The sequence below is a fragment of the Halorhodospira sp. 9621 genome (assembly GCF_022228055.1).
GTDB classification, from domain to species: domain Bacteria; phylum Pseudomonadota; class Gammaproteobacteria; order Nitrococcales; family Halorhodospiraceae; genus Halorhodospira; species Halorhodospira halophila_A.
This window is the reverse complement of the sequence record NZ_JAJNRD010000005.1, coordinates 41,407-57,954: the sequence shown is the minus strand read 5'-3', so window position 1 is coordinate 57,954 and position 16,548 is coordinate 41,407. Positions and strand designations below refer to the sequence as shown.

The following is a 16,548-nucleotide window of genomic DNA, read 5'->3' as shown; positions in this document are numbered from 1 at the left end:
CGGCGCTGGGCCCGCGGGCCCCGGCCGAATAACGAGGGAGAGAGTCATGGCGACCCACGCGGAAGAGATCCCCTTTACGTTCCGTCGCTACCGCGACGGCGACGACCGGCAGCGCGCCTGGCGCGAGCAGATCTTCAAGGCGGACACGTCCCATAAATGCCCGACGTACGTCCACCGCACACCGCCGTGCCAGGCCAACTGCCCGGCCGGCGAAGAGATCCGCGGCTGGCTGCACGCCGCCCGCGGCCTGGAGAAACCCGCCGAAGGCGAGGCCTGGCAGGCGCTCGCCTTCCGCCGCCTGGCCGCCGCCAACCCCTTCCCCGCGGTGATGGGGCGCGTCTGCCCCGCGCCCTGCCAGCAGGGTTGCAACCGGCGGGTCGTCGACGACCACATCGCCATCAACGCCATCGAGCACACGATCGGCGACTACGCCCGCGATCACGGCCTGGACCTCGGCGAGCCCGGAGCGGACACCGGGCACCACGTGGCCGTCATTGGCGGTGGCCCGGCAGGGCTGTCCGCCGCCTACCAGCTGCGCAAGCGCGGCCACCGCTGCACCCTGTTCGAGGCGCAGCCAGAGCTCGGCGGCATGATGCGCTACGGGATCCCCGGCTACCGCGTTCCGCGCGAGGTCGTCGACACCGAGATCCAGCGCATCCTCGACCTCGGCGTCAACGTCCGCACCGGCTACCGGGTCGGCGAGCAGGTCACCCTTGAACAGCTCGAAAGCAACTACGACGCCGTACTCTGGGCCGTGGGCACCCACGAGGGGCGTCCCCTGCCGGTAGACGGCTGGGACGAGGCGTCCAACTGCCTGACCGGCGTCGAGTTCCTGCGCGCCTTCAACGAGGGCCGTCTAGGTGCGGTCAGCGACCGGATCCTGGTCATCGGCGGCGGCGACACCTCCATCGATGTGGCCTCCGTGGCCCGACGCCTGGGCTACAGTGCCGAGCTGCCCGACGAGGACCGGCCGGAGCACGCCGTGCTCGGTTACACCGCCCACGACGCCGCCAACCTGGCGATCCGCGAGGGAGCGGAGGTGGTTCTCACCTCCCTGTTTCCCCGTGAGGAGATGGCCGCCTCGGAGCAGGAGATCGAGGACGCGCTGCGCGAGGGGGTGACCATCCGCGACGGGGTGATGCCCCTGGTCGTCGAGCGCGACGCCGACGGCCGCGCCTGCGCGGTGCGCTTCGCCGAGTGCCGCATGGAGGGCAACACCCCGCACCCGATCGAAGGCACGGAGTTCCGGGTCGAAACCGACCTGGTCATCGCCGCCATCGGCCAGCGGGGCAACCTCGAGGGGCTCGAGGCGCTGGATAACGGCCACGGATTCATGGATGCGGACCAGTCCTACCAGCTCAGCGGCCGTCCGGGCCACTTCGTCGCCGGCGACATCATCCAGCCGCACCTGCTGACCACAGCCATCGGCCAGGCGGCCACGGCAGTGCAGGGCATCGACGCCTACCTCCAGGGCCGCGAGCCGTCCCGGCCGCCCAAGGTCAATGCCCACCATTTCCGACTGCTCGACGCGCTGCGGCGGGCAGACCGCGAACCGGAACCCTATGAGCCGGCAGCGGTGCGCGGCACCGATACGAGCGGCTTCGCCATCCACAACTTCGAGGACCGCGCCACCCACGAGGTGATTCGCCACGACCGGCTCTACCTCGGCCACTTCACCCCCGGGGAACGCCCCGAGCGCGAACGCCGAGCCATCGACCCGGAAGGCGTGATCGGCGACTTCAGCGAACGCATCCAGCCGCTGCCCGCCGAGACGGCCGTTGGCGAGGCTCGCCGGTGCATGAGCTGTGGGCTCTGCTTCGAGTGCGACAACTGCCTCGTCTACTGCCCACAGACCGCCGTGCAGCGCGTGCCCAAAACTGAGCGGGCCATCGGCCGCTACGTGCAGACCGACTACAGCCGCTGCGTGGGCTGCCACATCTGCCGAGACGTCTGCCCCACGGGGTACATCGAGATGGGCTTGGGCGAGTAGGGGGAACCGGCCATGCGGCGGAGACATCGACTGGCGTGGATCGGCTCCGGGGCCGCACTGGTGCTGGTGGCCACCGGCCTTGCCCTGGCCATCGGCGGCCTGCCCGGCAACGGTGGCGAGCCGTCAGCCCTCGCCGACCGTCCCGAGCCCCGGGGCGACGCTTGCATCCACGACGATGCCGGCACCATGCGCCGCGAGCACATGGACCTGCTCCGGGCGCACAAGGATGAGTCAGTGCGCGAGGGCCGGCGAGACGCCGACAAGAGCCTGCAGGGGTGCGTGAACTGCCACGCCACCCCTGCCGAGCAGCAGGCGCAGGGCGTCCCGGAGATGGCCTTCTGCACCAGCTGCCACGAGTACACCGCCGTGGAGATGGCGTGCTTCCAATGCCACAGCAGCGACGACACGGAGGGGCACGATGAGCGATAGGGATCCGGGCGGCATCAGCCGCCGGCGGCTGCTCGGCAGCGCCGCGGCGCTTGCCGGCGCCGCGCTCGCCCCCGGGCTTTTCCTAGTCCAGGCACACCCGGATGGCGGGGCCGATGCCGGGGCCCGCTGGGGACTGCTGGTGGATACCAACCGCTGCCGCCGGGATTGCCGGGCCTGCGTGGACGCCTGCCGCGAGGAGAACGGCTGGCCCGCCGCCGACAACGCGGGCGGCGACATCCACTGGATCCGCAAGGTGGACCTGCAGCCAGCCGAGGCAGACGGTCCCGGCCACTCTGCGCCGGTGATGTGCCAGCACTGCGCCGAACCGCCCTGCGTCAGTGTCTGCCCCACACGGGCCTCGTTCCGGCGCGCCGACGGCATCGTGTTGGTCGACAAGCATCGCTGCATCGGCTGTCGCTACTGCATGGTGGCCTGCCCCTTCCACGCCCGCGCCTTCGTCCATGCGCCGGTCGACGAACGCTCGCCCAACCACCCACGGGGCAAGGGTACCGTGGAGTCATGCACCCTCTGCGTCCACCGCATCGACCGGGGCGAGGCCCCGGCCTGCGTGGCACGCTGCGCCGAGGCGGGGCACGCGGCCCTCGTCTTCGGCGATCTCAACGACCCCGACAGCGAGATACGCCACGCCCTGCGCGAGCGCAGCGCCGAATCTCTGCGCCCGGACCTGGCGCTGGATGCCGGCGTGCGCTACCACGGACTGTCCTGAGGGAGCATCAGTCATGGCGACACGGATTCGCTATCAACACCTGGGCACGCGCCACCCGCTGCGCTGGGCTGCCGCCATGGCTGGCGCCGGCGTGCTGGCGCTGATCGGGGCGGCAACAGGCCTCTATCTCATCGTGGCCGGCCACCACCTGACCGGCATGGGCCAGCAGGTGGTCTGGGGGTGGCCACACGTCGTCGCCATCGGCCTGATCCTCGCTGGCGCCGGGGCCTTCGCCCTGGCGGCACTGGCCCCCGGCGCCCTGGGGCAATCCGGCGAGCCGTGGGCCCGCCTGGGCACGGCGTCCGCGGCGGCACTGCTGGTCGGCGGGCTGGCGGTCCTCAGCCTGGATCTGGGCAGCCCGCAGCGCATCCTTCCGCCGCTGGAACTCAACCTGATGTCGAGCTTCAGCCGCAACCTCTTCCTGTACACGGCGTTTCTGGCCGTCGCCCTGCTCTACCTGGCCACCCTGATCGAGCCGCGCATGCGTCGCTACACGGTGACCGCCGGCGCCCTGGCCGCGGTGGTAGCGGTCCTGCTGGCGCTGAACGTCGGCTCGATCTTCGCCATGCTCGCCGCCCGTCCGGTCTACGGCGGCGCCATCATGATGCCGCTTTTCCTCGCCGCCGCACTCACCCTGGGCACGGCGGCCCTCTCCCTGATCTGGCTGGCGGTGCTGCGCGCCCAGGGCCAGGCGCCGCCGCCCCGGGCCACGGAGCGGCTCGGCAGCATCCTGCTCGTCGCACTGCTGGCCCTGGCCACCCTGCTGGCGCTGCACTTCGTGACCCTTGCCTACCAGCCGGGCCATAGGGACATTGCCCGTTTCCTCCTCGTCGACGGCGGCGTCTACCCGATCGTGTTCTGGCTCGGGGCAGTCGCCGTCGGCATCATCACGCCCACTCTCCTCCTGCTGCGGAAGGCGGCCCGCGCTCGTGGTCAGGCCCTCGCCTGGGCCTCGGGGGTTGCCCTGATCGGCGGGTTCGCCCATCTTTTCGTGATGATCGTCGGTGCCCAGGCCTTTCCGCTGCAGATCTTTCCGGGGCGCGAGGTCCAGGGCGCCGTCTTCGACGGGGAGGCTGCCTCCTACCTCCCCAGCGCCTGGGAGGCCCTGCTGAGCTTGGCCGGCCCCGGGCTGGCCCTGCTCATCCTCCTGCTGGCGCTGCGCGCGCTGCCCCTGGCAGCGGTGCACCCCCCGGAGGAGCGAACGGCGGCGGAAGACCCGCCAGCAGCCGACTCCGAAACCCGGGCAACCCCCGAGCCGGGCCAGTGACCCGCGGCATGACCGGACACCCAGCCAGGCTCTACCTCTCGGCCCTGCACAAGGGCTCCGGCAAGACCTCCCTGAGCGTCGGCCTGGCCGCAGCCCTGATCCGCCAGGGGGTCGGGGTGCGACCCTACAAGCGCGGGCCGGACTATATCGACCCCGGCTGGCTGACGCTGGCCAGCGGCCACCCGTGCCGCAACCTCGACCACCACACCATGGCGCGCGACGAGATCCGCGCCGAGGTGGCCGGGGCCGGCGACAGCCTGGCGCTGATCGAGGGCAACAAGGGCCTGCACGATGGCGTCGACCCCGGCGGCCGGGACAGCAACGCCGCACTGGCCGCAGAGCTGCAGGCACCGATCGTGCTCATCGTCGACACCCGGGGCATGACCCGCGGGATCGCCCCCACGGTCCTCGGCCACGCCGGCTTCGACCCGCAGGCCCCGGTCGCCGGGGTGATCCTCAACCGCGTCGGCGGCTCCCGCCACGAACGCAAGCTACGCCAGGCCCTGGAGACCTACACCGATCTGCCCGTGTTCGGGGCCGTTCCCGACGACCGCACGCTGCACATCGACGCCCCGTATCTGGGGCTGATCCCGGCGGCGGAGCAGGCGCAGGCCCAGCGGGTGATCGATCGCTGGGCCGACCGGGCCGAGACGCACCTCGATCTTGACGGCCTACAGGCTCTGGCGGCGACGGCCCCGCCACTACCAGCCCCAGCCCGACCCGCGACCCTGGGGCGGGCGGCGGATGTGGACATCGGGATCGCCCACGACCGGGCGTTCAACTTCTACTACCCTGGGGACCTGGAGGCCCTCGAACGGGCCGGTGCCCGGCTTCACTGGATCGACCTGATCTCCGACATGCGCCTTCCAGCGCTCGACGGGCTCATCCTCGGTGGCGGATTCCCTGAGCGTCACGCCGCCGAACTCGCCGCCAACCAGGCCATGAGGCGAGCGGTTGCCCGGCTTGCGGCGGCGGGACTGCCCATCTACGCCGAGTGTGGCGGACTGCTCTACCTGTGCCGGCAGCTCCACACCCACGATGGCTATCACGCCATGGCTGGTGTTTTCCCGGTGGACGCCGAGATGACCGACCGGCCCCAGGGGCACGGATACATGACGCTGCACGCCTCGCCGCAGGCCCCGTGGAACCCGGGGGCCGGGACGGCCGGGATCCCGGCCCACGAATTCCATTACTCCCGACTCCGCGCGCCTCTGCCACAGGAACTGCCGTGCGCCTACCTCGTTGATCGCGGCCAGGGCCTGGGCGGGGGCCGGGACGGCCTGGTCACCGGCAACACCCTGGCCTCGTACGCCCACCTGCGCCATACGTGGGCCACGCCATGGGCCGAGCGCTTCGTGGACTTCGTCCGCGCGCAGCGGTCCGGTGCAGCATGCGCCGCCCCAGGGTGACGTTTGCGTCAGATCAATTTTTTCGCCTTCCCCCCCTTTATTCCGGACGTGCTGATGAATATAGTCTGAATATATGAGGCAGATAGCCGCGGACTTTCTGCGGCGAAAAAAACAGCAACGGCCCTAATAAAAACAAGGACTTACGTTCCAAAGGGCCCCCGGTTGAACGTCAGGAGGAGACATGTACGCCGGGAGAGATGCGGACCCAACCGGCCTGCGCCGGCAACGGGCGGCGCGCACTATCGAGCCCCCCAACGCACGGGAGCCCCACGGGCATGGATTCCACGAGGGACCCGGCGGCTCCAGCCGCTGGCGGCCGCTGCGCCGGTTGCGGACCCTCCCGACCCCCACACACTACCCCGATACGCCGCATGCCTCCGCATCCTCAGCCACCGAGCAGGAAGCCCTGCACCTGCTCAGCGCCCTGGGCGTAGTGGCGGCGCAGGCCCGCGACCTCGATGAACTGCTCGAGCACGGCCTGGCACGACTCATCGAGCAGACGGGGGCCGCCGCGGCCGCCGTGCGCCTCTTCGACGAGCAGGGTTATCTGCGCCTGGTCGAGGCCAACGGACTCAACGCCGGCTTCATCGACGCCGAGCGTCGTCAGCCGGCGGAGGGCTGCCCCTGCGCCATCGCCGGAGAACGCACCGCTGTGCAGTTCCGCGGCGACCTGCGTCAGTGCATCCGGCGCAGCGGCTGCAACCCGCTGCCGAACCGACCACAGCTGGCCATGCTGGCGGTACCGATTCTCGATCCGGGCGGCAACGGCGTTGGCATCTACAACCTGTACTTCGAACCGCACGAAGCACAGCGCTGGATGCACCCGCCGCGCATGCTGGAGTGGATCGGCCGTCAGCTCGGCGCGGCCATCGCCCGGATCCGCGAAGAGTACCGCACCCATCACAGCGCGCTGCAGGAGGAGCGCAACCTCCTCGCCCACGAACTACACGACACGGTCGCCCAGGAGGTGGCCACGCTGCGCCTGCGGGTCCGGCAGCTGGAGGAACGGGTCAGCAGCGGAGCCGACACCGAGGCCCTGCTCGCCCCGCTGGAGGATCTGCGCACCCGGCTCGACCACACCAACGACCAGGTCCGGACGGTGATGCAGCAGTTCCGCACGCAGGCGTTGGGCACGCCGCTGGAGACGGCCCTGAGCCGACTGGTCAACCGGTTCAGCCGGGACAGCGGCATCGAGGTCCGACTGATCCACCGCTGGCCGGAGCTGGCCCTCGGCGAGCGCGAGCAGCTGCACATCCACCGCATTGTCGAGGAAGCCCTGTCCAACGCCTGGCACCACGGCGGCGCCCGCAATGTCCGCCTGCAGCTGGAGACCCCCGGCGGTGACCTCTGCCTGCTGATCGAGGACGACGGCGGCGGCTTCGTGGTGGACGAGGTACCCGATTCGGACCCGACCCAGCCCCGCGGACACGGCCTGCGGGGGATGCGCGAGCGCGCCCGGCACCTGGGGGCGATCCTGAGCGTGGAGAGCGAGCCGGGCCAGGGCACTGCCATCCATCTGCGCCTGCCGCAGCCGCAGCGCCTGACGTGGACCACCAAGAGCCTTCACCAAGCGGGGTTCAACGACCATGCGTATCCTGCTTGTCGATGATCATCAGCTCTTCCGCGCCGCGCTGCAGGAGCTGCTCAACGCCCAGGGGCTGACCACCGCGAGCGGCTCCGGCCAGGACGACGTGCTCGCCCTGGTGGCTTCGTTCGGACCCGATCTGGTGCTGCTCGATCTGCGCATGCCCGGACAGGACGGGCTGACGGTCCTGCGGCGGATCCACGATCAGCACCCCGGGCTGCCGGTGGTGATGCTCACCGGCAGCGAGGAGGAGCGCGACTTGTTCGACTGCCTGCGCGCCGGGGCGCAGGGGTACCTGCTCAAACACAACGACCCCGATTACCTGATCTCCGCCTTGCACCAGGCCACCGACGGTAAGATCGCCGTGGCGCCCCAACTGACCGACACCCTGGCGCGGGCCCTGGGGCAGCCGCCTGATCAGCGAGCCGACGACACCCCGCCGGACCCCTTCGCCGGCCTCACCCCGAGGGAACGGGACATCCTCGAACGCCTGGCCGCCGGCGAGAGCAACAAGGTCATCGCCCGGCACCTGGGAATCTCCGACGGGACCGTCAAGCTTCATGTCAAATCGGTGCTGCGCAAGCTCGGCGTCCACTCCCGGGTTGAGGCGGCTATCAAGGCCGTGGACTTCGGGCTGACCCGTCGCCCCACCACCTGAGACGCCACCTCGGCTACCCTCTCCCCCGCGCGGGGGGCCGTTCAGCGACTGCAGTCCCCCGTTTGGGATATTCCGGGCAACGCTTGCACGCTGAAGAATGTGCCGGGCAGAGACGCAGACCGCCCGGCGCCGCCGGGCTGCCCTCCTGAACCGACGCTGAAGGGTCGCACAGTTATGGTCTTCGATTCCTTTATCGCAGCGCACTGGACGATGCTCGGCACCGTCTTCGCCATCGCGGTGGTCCTCGGTGCCGTCGTCAACAAGAGCAACTTCTGCACGATGGGCGCCGTCTCCGACATCGTGAACATGCAGGACTGGCAGCGGATGCGCATGTGGATCCTGATCATCGCCGTGGCGATCCTCGGCGTGGGGCTGCTCGAGCCACTGGGGCTGATCAATGCCGACGAGAGCATGCCACCATATCGCAGCGCCGACTTCGCCTGGGCCGGCTACCTCGTCGGCGGCCTGCTCTTCGGCATCGGCATGACCCTGGGCAGCGGCTGCGGCAACAAGACCGTGGTGCGCATCGGCGCCGGCAACCTCAAGTCGCTATTCGTGGCCGCGATCCTGGGCACGGTGGCCTTTTTCATGGTCAATCCCCTGCCGCTGGTCGACGCCTCGCTGCGCGATCTGCTCTTCGGATGGGTCCAGGCGACGGCCCTGTCCCACAGCCACGGCCAGGACCTGGGCAGCCTCATCGCCGGCGAGGCGGGGCACTGGGTGCGGCCGCTCCTGGCCCTGTTCATCGGCGGCGCCCTGCTCTACGCCGTGCTGCGGGTGACCGGCTTCCGCCGGGACCGCAACGCCGTCTCCGGGGCCCTGATCATCGGCGCCTGCATCGTCGCGGTCTGGACGGTGACCAGCAACGTCTACGTGGCCGACGAGATGGGTCAGCGGGATACCCTGCAGACCTACGCCACAGACTGGGACTTCCACCACCCCGACACCGACACCGGCCGCCCGGAGAGCACCCGCTGGCTGGCACCGCAGGGGGTCAACTTCGTTGGTCCGCTGGTGCAGAGCACCGAATACACCGCCAGCGGCTTCGATCCGGCACTGGTCACCGTGGGCGTGATGGTCATCGGCGGCGTAATCCTCGGCTCTTTCCTTTGGGCCCTGATCAGCCGCAGCTTCCGCTTTGAGTGGTTCGCCGACCGCCAGGACTTCAACCGCCACCTCAGCGGTGGCGTCCTCATGGGCATCGGCGGCCCCCTGGCAATGGGGTGCACCTTCGGCCAGGGCATCACCGGCATGTCCACTCTGGCCCTGAGCGCACCGCTGGCCCTGGGCGGACTGATCCTGGGCAGTGCCCTAACCATGAAGGTCCAGTACTACAAGCTCCTCTACGAAGACGAGGCGACCTTCGGCAAGGCCTTGGTCACCGGCTTGGTGGACCTGCGCCTGTTACCGGCATCGCTGAGGCAACTCGATGCGCTTTGACGGCAGCGGGCGGTGGGCCCCCGCCCGCCGCCTGATCCCCTGTCGCGAGTGGCCCCGTCCAACCCCGGCGAGCATCCGGGCCGACCTGATCGCCGGCATCGCCGTGGCGCTGGTGCTCATCCCCCAGTCCATGGCGTATGCGGCGCTGGCCGGTATGCCGCCCTACTACGGCCTGTACGCTGCCTTCCTGCCGGTGATCGTCGCAGCCGTATGGGGCTCCTCGCCGCAGCTGGCTACCGGCCCGGTCGCTGTAGTGGCCCTGCTAACGGCCTCGGCACTGACCCCGCTGGCCGAGCCGGGCAGCGGCGAGTTCATCACCCTGGCTATCGCCCTCGCCTTCCTGGTCGGCGTGATCCAACTGGTGCTCGGACTCTTCTCCCTGGGCACTCTGGTGAACTTTCTCGCCCACCCGGTCATCCTGGGCTTCACCAACGCCGCTGCCATCGTCATCGCCCTGTCCCAGGTCAACGACCTGCTCGGCGTTCCCTTGGACCGCGACGCCGGAATGCTGGTGGCCTTCGCCGACGTCCTCGGTCGGCTGGAGAATGCTCATCTGCCCACGCTGGCTATGGGGCTCGGCGCGCTGGCTCTGATGCTCGCCGCCCGGCGCTGGCTGCCGCGGATCCCCGGCGTCCTGCTGGCAGTGGCCGTCGGCGTGCCGGTGAGCTACCTGGTGGGGTTTGAAGACCTCGGCGGGGCCGTGGTGGGTACGGTGCCCGAGGGCCTGCCCGCGCCCGCGCTGCCCGAGCTGAGCTGGGACCTGGTGGTCACCCTGCTCGGCACGGCGGCGGTGATCGCCCTGGTCGCCTTCATGGAGGCGATCTCCATCGCCAAGGCCCTGGCGACGCGTACCCGCGACCGCATCGATCCCAATCAGGAGCTGGTCGGCCAGGGGCTGTCCAACCTCACCGCCAGCGTTTTCCAGGCCTTCCCGGTCAGCGGCTCGTTCTCGCGCAGCGCGGTGAACCACGACAGCGGAGCCCGCAGCGGCCTGGCCTCGGTCTTCACGGCGGCGCTGGTGGGCCTGACCCTGCTTTTCCTCACCCCGCTGCTCCACCACCTGCCCGAGGCAATCCTGGCGGCGATCATCATCATGGCGGTGATCGGACTGGTGAACATCCGGGCCCTGGTACAGACCTGGCACACCCACCGCCATGACGGTATCGCCGCGCTGGTGACCTTCGGCGGGACCCTGATCTTTGCCCCCCACCTCGACTACGGCATCCTCCTCGGCGCCGGGCTGGCGATCGTGCTCTACCTGCTGCGCACCATGCGCCCACGGGTGGTTATCCTCTCGCGCCACCCGGAGGACGGAGCGCTGCGCGACGCACGCTTTTTCGACCTGCCCGAGAGCGAGCACATCGCGGCGCTGCGCTTCGACGGGCCACTCTATTTCGCCAATGTCGGCCACCTAGAGGACACGGTGCTGCAGATCAACAACGAGCACCCGCAGGCGCGCTTCCTGCTGCTCGTCGCCGACGGCATCACCTCCATCGACTCCTCCGGGGTGGAGAGCCTGCACGGGCTGCGGGAGCGGCTTGACGACAATGGCGTGACCCTGGTGCTGGCCGGGGTCAAGCTTCAGGTCCGGGAGGTGATGCAGCGCGCCGGGCTGGAGACCGAGATCGGCGCGGAGAACATCTTCCGCCACGAGGACGACGCCATCGAGGCCATCCACCAGCGGATCGATGACCCGACCTTCGATCCAGCCCGGTGCCCCCTGGCACCGCAACGGGGCGCCGCAGTCTGATGGCGCCCCGTCACCTCAGTCGATATCGAAACGGTACATCAGGTCGAGGGCGCTATCCTCACCGCTGACCGCCTCGAGGTAAAGCTGCCAGGTCAGGTAGTAGCGCAGGGTCACGGTATTCACCGGGCTGAACACGGCCACCCCGTACGCGACGTAGAGCCGCGGAGTGATGTACCCGGAGAGCACCACTTGGGCGTCCTCGCCCTCGCCGGCAGTGTCGATGTCGAAATCGCGTATACCCACCTGCTCGGCCGCCGCGGTGACCACGCCGGCGCCACCGTAAAGCCCGAGGGCCAGGGCCGCCGAGGCGAGCATTTCGTCGGTCCCAGGGCCCTCGGCCCCCATCGGCCGCCCCCGGATCAGGTAGGACAGGGCGTTCTCCTGGGACATGGTCGGCTCGCTGAACAGCGTGACCTGGGGCTCGTCAGCAAAGCCGCCGACGCGGATGCCGGCCGTTACCCGGTCACGCTCGATCCGCCGCACAGCCTCGATATCGAGCTGCGGCCGATCCAGCGGACCAGCAAACAGCACCAGCCCCCGCCGGATGGCCAAGCGCTGCCCGTAGGCACGGTACTCGCCATCCTCGACGCGCAGCTCGCCGTAAGCCTCGGTGGATCCATCCGGCTGCTGGAGCACACGCAAGGCCCCGCCGAGGCGCCCGCGCACCCCGAAGGCGGCAAGGGTGACCGCATCGCCGAGGGCCAGCTCCACATCCCCCTCTACCTGCCAGCCTTCGGGCATGGCGTCGGTCAGCGCCGGCGCCTCTTCGTCGCGGCGAACCACCACCACATCGCGCGAATGCCCTACCGCCCGGTCCGGAAGCTCGCGTATGGCGATGGCGCCCCGCGGCACCTGCACCTGTCCACCAACGCGCACCTGGCCCGGGCGCACTGCCAGGTTCAGCCGCGGACTGACCGCCAACTCGGCGAACGGGGGCACGTCCGCCCATAGCTCGTCCCCGTCCAGGCCCAGGTCCACGCGCCAGTCATCCCCGTTCCAGGCGGCGTCCCCCTGGATCCGCGCCTGGCCGTCGCCGACCCGGAAGCCGCCGCCGATATCGGCCTGATCGCCGTCGAAAGCGACCCACAGCCCCAAGTCCTCCACACGGCTGGCGGACTGCGGCGCCGCTACGATGCCATCCCGCAGCTCGACCCGCCCGGCCAACCGCGGATCGCTGCGTGTACCGGTGAGCTGCGCCCGAGCATTGACCTCACCGGCCAGTTCGCTGAGATCGGGCACAAGGGGCCGGAAGAAGCCCACGCGCAGGCCGTCGACCCTCAGTTCGCCGGCAACGGCCTCACCGTCCGCACGCGGATCGCCGCGGACCCGGAGCGCCGCATTGCCCGCATCGGCGGCCTCAAAGTCGAGCTGGGCCTCCGCCTCGTCAGGGCTATAGCGCCCCTGGACAGCCAGGCGCTGATAATCGACGTCGCGAATCACCGGATCCCCATCGTCGAATTCGTCGTGTAGCGTCAGGGCCAGGCGCCCATCGAGGCTTTCCGCCCGGACCCGGGCGTCCACACCCTCCTCCGGGGTCCAGCGGACCGCGCCGTCCCCGGACAGGCCGCCCTCCCAGTCAACCCCGGCGGGGAGCCAAGGCTCTACCCAGGCCAGGTCGAAGCCCTCGAGGAGGAATCGCAGGTCGGCCCCCTCGGGGCCAGCGCGCACACCGTCGGGCAGCTGCAGGCGCGCGTCCCGGTAACGCCAGCACTGCGCCCCAAGTTCAAGCTCCTCGTCGGCATAGCGCATCGGGAAGGGGGCATCCAGGCGAACCCGGTGGTCGCGGAACTCGCCGCCGGCGTCCACGAGCAGACCACTCCACCCGAATTCCGGTTGCCAGCCCCCGGCCACCCCCAGGTGGCCCTGCCCCTCGGGGGCGTGCAGGCGCACCCCTAAGTGGTGGGCGGCGCGGCTGCCGGTGGCGCGCATCTCGAGTTCGTCGACTCCCCCCTGGGGCAGCTCGATACCTCGGGCCTGCACGACGGCATCGCCCGGCTGCTGCGCCAGCGCCGGGACATCGGCCTGCCAGTCCAGGGCATCGATGTGGTAGGCGTCGTAGCGCAGCCCGCGCCCACGGCCGGCACTTTCGATATCCAGGGCGTCGGGGGCGCCGCGCACCCGTGCATGGGCCTCCAGGGCGCCGCCCAGACGCTCGTCCAGCGCGCCGAGATCAGACAGCCGGGCGCGTAGCTCTACATCCCAGGTCTCCGCCAGGGCACCGTCCAGCAAGACCTCCCCACCATCGACCCGCGCCTCGATGCCGCTCAGGCGCCAGACCTCGTCCAGGGTGTGCTCGCCACGGCCGCGGACGGCCACCGCGCGCCCGTGCAGCTCGCCACTCAGGCCGGGGGTATCGATGGTCAACGCCCACCCCTCCCCGCCGGCCTGACCGCGGACGCTGAGCGGTCCGCTCACCCCTTGCGGGGCCTGCGGCCATTCCAGCGACGGATCCAAGGCGACAGCCTCGGCGGTCACGTCCCAACGCACCCCGTCGGCGTCCCAGCCGAGCCGCGCCTGCCCTTCGAGCTCGCCGCCGAGCAGCTCACCCCGCAAATCGGTAAGACGCGCCCCCTCGGCATCAACCTCGAACCGGCTGCGCCAGTACCCGCGGGGCACGTGCTCACCGGTCAGATCGGTGTCCAGGGTGCCGCGCAGGCCGTCGAGATCCCCCTCGGCAGTCAGGTTCAGCCCTTCGGCGGCCACGACCCCCCGGGTATCCAGGGGCCAGCCGCCATCCAGATCCTCGGTCTCGATCCGCAGAGGCAGCTGCGGATCGAGCGGCTGGATATCCAGATCGATCGCGCCGCTGACCGGCCCAGCCAGGGTGCTGGTCACCCGCAACGCCGCCACGCTGCCGCCGAACCGCGAGGCGAAACGGAGACGTTCCGGCAGCCCGGGGGCTGCCGCTGTGCCGCGCACAAACAGGGACAGCGGATAGCTCTCGGCGGTATGCAGCGAGCCCTCCAGCTCCACCCGGGCGTCGTCCCGCTCGACCAGCAACCGATGGATGCGCCACTCGGTGCCGACAGCCGTCCACGCGGTCTCCAGACGCTTGATCCGCTGCGCCGGGGCATCACCGAAGGTCAGGGTCACCTGCTCGACCAGCAGTTTCTCGACGTCGACGGCGAGGGGCAGCTCGATGCGGGGCAGGGTCAGCGGCTCGTCCCGGGCCTCCGGGTCGGCTTGGACCGGCGGCTCCTCTCCCTCGGCCACGGTCACCTCGACCCCACTGACCCGCAGGGAATCGACCCGCGCCTCACCGGCAAGCAGGCGCTGCGGCTGCCAGACCAGGGCCGCGCTCGTCACGGCGACGTCGACCCGTTCATCGCGCCAGCCCACGTCCGCCACTTCAACGCCCCGCGCGAGGTTGCCGCCGGTGACCCGCAGCTCCAGCCGCGGCTCCACCGACTCGGCCACGGCGGCGGCCAGGCGCGCCCCCGAGGTGGTCATCAGCAGCCAGGCAAGCGCCAGCAAAAGCAGGCCGAGCACCGCCAGAAGGATCGTGCCGGAAAGCTTGAACAGGCGACGCAGAGTGATCACAGGTCCGACCCCATGGAAAAGTGGAGACGCCAGGAGTCATCCGCCTCCCCCACCGTCGAGGCGAGATCGAGACGGACCGGCCCCACCGGCGACGACCAACGGATACCGAAACCGGCCCCGGTTTTCGCTTCGCTGCCGAGGTTGTCCCAGTCGGCGTAGGCATTGCCGCTGTCGAGAAAGACCGCCGGGCGCCAGTTGGGCGTAAGCTGGTAACCGTATTCGACACTGCCTACGGCCAGGTAACGCCCGCCGATCACCGTGCCGTCCTCCTCCGGCCCCAGCGTCTGGTACTTGTAGCCGCGCACGCTCTGATCACCACCGGCGTAAAAGCGCAGCGACGGCGGTACATCCGCGAATGAATCCGTGGCCAGCGCACCGACTTCACCACGGACGAGGAAACGGTGCCGCTCGCCCAGCGTGCGCACCCAGCGGGTGGCGGCACGCACACGGCGCAGCTCAATGTCCGAGGCCAGATCGGGGTCCGCCACCTCCAGGGCCAGCAGCTGCCGGTCGCCCCAGCGCGGATCGAGCCCGCCGCGGCTGCGCACCCGGCTCCAGCTGACGCCCGGGATGTAGAGCTGCGTCGTGCGCCGGTCGTCATCGATGCGGTATCGCTCGCGCTGGGCGCGCAGGGACAGGACCTGCTGCCAGCCACTCTCCAGCCGATGCCGGTGCTGAACGGAGGCGGTGATCTGCTCGGTATCGATGTCCGCCACGTCCTGGGCCTGGACCCCAAGCTGGTATTCCAGCTGGGTGCGCAGGGGGTCGCGCAGCGGCACCGTATAGGTGCCGCTCAGGTTCTGCCGGCGCTGGGCGATCTCGCTTTCCACCGCCAGGGAGTGACCCCACTGGTTAACCCAGGGCCGGCGCCAACCCAGACGAATACGGGCACCGAGGTCCGTGGTGTAGCCCACCCCGGTGGTGATCTCATGCCGGGCCCGGGTCGAGAGGTCCACGTCTACCGGCACCTCGCCCTCGTCCGCGCCATCGCGCTGCGGGCGAACGCGCACGTCGGAGAAATAGCCGCTGTCGAGCAGCTGGCGGTTGAAGGCCGCCACCTGCTCGGCGGTGTACGGCTCGCCGCGCTCGAAGGGGACCAGGCGCTGCAGGAACTCTTCGGCCAGGGGGGCTTCGGCGAACTGCACCACTCCGAAGCGGTACCGTATGCCGCTGTGGTAATGCAGGATCACCTCGGCCTCGCGGGCCTCCGGGTCCACCTCGACCCGGCGGGTGACGTAGCGGCCATCGAAGTACCCCCGATCCAGCGCGAGGTTCTGGATCGCCCGGCGCGCCGCCTCGTAGCGCCCGTGGTGGAGGACATCCCCCTCGGCGAGGCCGAGCCGCTGCTCGATCCCGGCGAAGGCCGGATCCGTCCCCGCCGGCCCGGTGATTAGCACGTGCACACGGCTCAGGCGGACCGGCTCACCCGGATCCACCAGCACGGTCAGCCGCACCTGCTCTTCGTCGATCCGCTCGCGACGCACCTGGACCTGCGAGTCGTAATAGCCCACGGCCTGCAGTCCGCGCTCGGCCCGCTCCGGGGCCCGCCGGCGGAAGGCGGCAACAACCGCGGGGTCGGCGGATGCCGGTTCGCCGATATGGCCGCGCACCTGATCGGCCAACTCGCCGCTGACCCCCTCGATGACCACCTCCACCCCGGCTTGGGCCGGACGCCCGGGCAGTGCCAGCAGGATCAGCAAGAGCACGACCGGCAGCCAGACCGGGGGGGTCACCAAGGGCCGGCACAGGCTTG

At 70.3% G+C, this 16,548-nt stretch carries 11 protein-coding genes; 9 read left to right on the top strand and 2 right to left on the bottom strand.

All coding sequences use genetic code 11. From position 1 onward, the window contains the following. Positions 1-46 precede the first annotated feature (46 nt). The 9 genes from LRF89_RS04135 (at position 47) to LRF89_RS04095 (ending at position 11,255) form a co-directional block, all read left to right on the top strand. On the top strand, positions 47-1,990 hold the full coding sequence (locus LRF89_RS04135) for an NAD(P)-binding protein (protein WP_238636636.1): 1,944 nt from the start codon (positions 47-49) through the stop codon (positions 1,988-1,990). 12 nt (positions 1,991-2,002) lie between these two features. Next, positions 2,003-2,419 (top strand): sulfur reduction protein DsrJ, encoded by a 417-nt coding sequence (locus tag LRF89_RS04130; protein ID WP_201171966.1) that lies wholly within the window; start codon positions 2,003-2,005, stop codon positions 2,417-2,419. Then, positions 2,409-3,146: a sulfate reduction electron transfer complex DsrMKJOP subunit DsrO gene (gene dsrO, locus LRF89_RS04125; RefSeq protein WP_201171969.1), complete on the top strand. Its 738-nt coding sequence runs from the start codon at positions 2,409-2,411 to the stop codon at positions 3,144-3,146. Before LRF89_RS04130 ends, dsrO begins: the two co-directional genes overlap by 11 nt. Before the next feature lie 13 nt (positions 3,147-3,159). Then, complete coding sequence (gene nrfD / locus LRF89_RS04120) at positions 3,160-4,413, top strand: NrfD/PsrC family molybdoenzyme membrane anchor subunit (RefSeq protein ID WP_201171984.1); 1,254 nt, start codon at positions 3,160-3,162, stop codon at positions 4,411-4,413. A gap of 8 nt (positions 4,414-4,421) precedes the next feature. Continuing rightward, complete coding sequence (locus LRF89_RS04115) at positions 4,422-5,822, top strand: cobyrinate a,c-diamide synthase (protein ID WP_238636635.1); 1,401 nt, start codon at positions 4,422-4,424, stop codon at positions 5,820-5,822. A gap of 181 nt (positions 5,823-6,003) precedes the next feature. After that, the gene (locus tag LRF89_RS04110; protein ID WP_201172002.1) at positions 6,004-7,431 is read left to right on the top strand and encodes a GAF domain-containing sensor histidine kinase; all 1,428 of its coding nucleotides are present in this window, start codon (positions 6,004-6,006) and stop codon (positions 7,429-7,431) included. Continuing rightward, complete coding sequence (locus LRF89_RS04105; RefSeq protein WP_201172005.1) at positions 7,409-8,065, top strand: response regulator; 657 nt, start codon at positions 7,409-7,411, stop codon at positions 8,063-8,065. Before LRF89_RS04110 ends, LRF89_RS04105 begins: the two co-directional genes overlap by 23 nt. Before the next feature lie 174 nt (positions 8,066-8,239). Beyond that, a complete protein-coding gene (locus LRF89_RS04100; protein ID WP_238632803.1) occupies positions 8,240-9,505 on the top strand; it encodes a YeeE/YedE family protein in 1,266 nt (421 codons plus the stop codon). Continuing rightward, positions 9,495-11,255 (top strand): SulP family inorganic anion transporter, encoded by a 1,761-nt coding sequence (locus tag LRF89_RS04095; RefSeq protein ID WP_201172010.1) that lies wholly within the window; start codon positions 9,495-9,497, stop codon positions 11,253-11,255. Before LRF89_RS04100 ends, LRF89_RS04095 begins: the two co-directional genes overlap by 11 nt. A gap of 15 nt (positions 11,256-11,270) precedes the next feature. Here LRF89_RS04095 and LRF89_RS04090 read toward each other — a convergent pair whose 3' ends face one another. Together LRF89_RS04090 and tamA are read right to left on the bottom strand one after the other, a co-directional pair. Next, complete coding sequence (locus LRF89_RS04090; RefSeq protein ID WP_201172014.1) at positions 11,271-14,795, bottom strand: translocation/assembly module TamB domain-containing protein; 3,525 nt, start codon at positions 14,793-14,795, stop codon at positions 11,271-11,273. Beyond that, a complete protein-coding gene (gene tamA, locus LRF89_RS04085; RefSeq protein ID WP_238636661.1) occupies positions 14,792-16,528 on the bottom strand; it encodes an autotransporter assembly complex protein TamA in 1,737 nt (578 codons plus the stop codon). The genes LRF89_RS04090 and tamA overlap by 4 nt, the downstream gene beginning before the upstream one ends. Positions 16,529-16,548: the final 20 nt, after the last annotated feature.

What these genes read in the sequence shown, in the direction of transcription:
- LRF89_RS04095 (WP_201172010.1), top strand. Translation starts at nt 9,495, where the DNA reads ATGCGCTTTGACGGCAGCGGGCGGTGGGCCCCCGCCCGCCGCCTGATC.
- LRF89_RS04130 (WP_201171966.1), top strand. Translation starts at nt 2,003, where the DNA reads ATGCGGCGGAGACATCGACTGGCGTGGATCGGCTCCGGGGCCGCACTG.
- LRF89_RS04135 (WP_238636636.1), top strand. Translation starts at nt 47, where the DNA reads ATGGCGACCCACGCGGAAGAGATCCCCTTTACGTTCCGTCGCTACCGC.
- LRF89_RS04105 (WP_201172005.1), top strand. Translation starts at nt 7,409, where the DNA reads ATGCGTATCCTGCTTGTCGATGATCATCAGCTCTTCCGCGCCGCGCTG.
- dsrO (WP_201171969.1), top strand. Translation starts at nt 2,409, where the DNA reads ATGAGCGATAGGGATCCGGGCGGCATCAGCCGCCGGCGGCTGCTCGGC.
- LRF89_RS04110 (WP_201172002.1), top strand. Translation starts at nt 6,004, where the DNA reads ATGTACGCCGGGAGAGATGCGGACCCAACCGGCCTGCGCCGGCAACGG.
- LRF89_RS04100 (WP_238632803.1), top strand. Translation starts at nt 8,240, where the DNA reads ATGGTCTTCGATTCCTTTATCGCAGCGCACTGGACGATGCTCGGCACC.
- LRF89_RS04115 (WP_238636635.1), top strand. Translation starts at nt 4,422, where the DNA reads ATGACCGGACACCCAGCCAGGCTCTACCTCTCGGCCCTGCACAAGGGC.
- nrfD (WP_201171984.1), top strand. Translation starts at nt 3,160, where the DNA reads ATGGCGACACGGATTCGCTATCAACACCTGGGCACGCGCCACCCGCTG.